A 1,396-nucleotide genomic window follows, 5' to 3' on the forward strand; every position below is an offset into this window, starting at 1 on the left:
GGCTGAGACCTGATGCCGAGCCGATTGTGGTGAAGTGGATGATCCTATGCTGTCGAGAAAAGCCTCTAGCGAGTTTCATGGCGGCCCGTACCCCAAACCGACTCAGGTGGTCAGGTAGAGAATACCGAGGCGTTCGGGTGAACTATGGTTAAGGAACTCGGCAAAATGCCCCCGTAACTTCGGGAGAAGGGGGGCCATTCCTGGTGATGGGTCTTGCACCTTGAGCTGGGGGTGGCCGCAGAGACCAGCGAGAAGCGACTGTTTACTAAAAACACAGGTCCGTGCGAAGCCGTAAGGCGATGTATACGGACTGACGCCTGCCCGGTGCTGGAACGTTAAGGGGACCGGTTAGCTTGGTTTCGACCAGGCGAAGCTGAGAACTTAAGCGCCAGTAAACGGCGGTGGTAACTATAACCATCCTAAGGTAGCGAAATTCCTTGTCGGGTAAGTTCCGACCTGCACGAATGGCGTAACGACTTCTCGACTGTCTCAACCATAGGCCCGGTGAAATTGCATTACGAGTAAAGATGCTCGTTTCGCGCAGCAGGACGGAAAGACCCCGGGACCTTTACTATAGCTTGATATTGGTGTTCGGTTCGGCTTGTGTAGGATAGGTGGGAGACTGTGAAGCGGCAACGCCAGTTGTCGTGGAGTCGTCGTTGAAATACCACTCTGGTCGTGCTGGATGTCTAACCTGGGTCCGTGATCCGGATCAGGGACAGTGTCTGGTGGGTAGTTTAACTGGGGCGGTTGCCTCCTAAAGGGTAACGGAGGCGCCCAAAGGTTCCCTCAGCCTGGTTGGCAATCAGGTGTTGAGTGTAAGTGCACAAGGGAGCTTGACTGTGAGACTGACGGGTCGAGCAGGTACGAAAGTAGGGACTAGTGATCCGGCGGTGGCTTGTGGAAGCGCCGTCGCTCAACGGATAAAAGGTACCCCGGGGATAACAGGCTGATCTTCCCCAAGAGTCCATATCGACGGGATGGTTTGGCACCTCGATGTCGGCTCGTCGCATCCTGGGGCTGGAGTAGGTCCCAAGGGTTGGGCTGTTCGCCCATTAAAGCGGTACGCGAGCTGGGTTTAGAACGTCGTGAGACAGTTCGGTCCCTATCCGCTGTGCGCGTAGGAGTGTTGAGAAGGGCTGTCCCTAGTACGAGAGGACCGGGACGGACGAACCTCTGGTGTGCCAGTTGTCCTGCCAAGGGCATGGCTGGTTGGCTACGTTCGGGAGGGATAACCGCTGAAAGCATCTAAGCGGGAAGCCTGCTTCGAGATGAGCACTCCCACCTCCTTGAGAGGGTAAGGCTCCCAGTAGACGACTGGGTTGATAGGCCGGATATGGAAGCCCTGTGAGGGGTGGAGTTGACCGGTACTAATAGGCCGAGGGCTTGTCCTCAG

General features: G+C 56.3%; 1 rRNA gene. It reads left to right on the forward strand.

What is annotated here, in order from left to right:
• Nucleotides 1–1,394: ribosomal RNA gene (locus ACZ7RU_RS37015) — 23S ribosomal RNA — on the forward strand; the annotation flags it as partial.
• Between the last annotated feature and the right edge of the window lie 2 nt (nt 1,395–1,396).

It is taken from the genome of Kitasatospora sp. NPDC114501, from assembly GCF_055633695.1.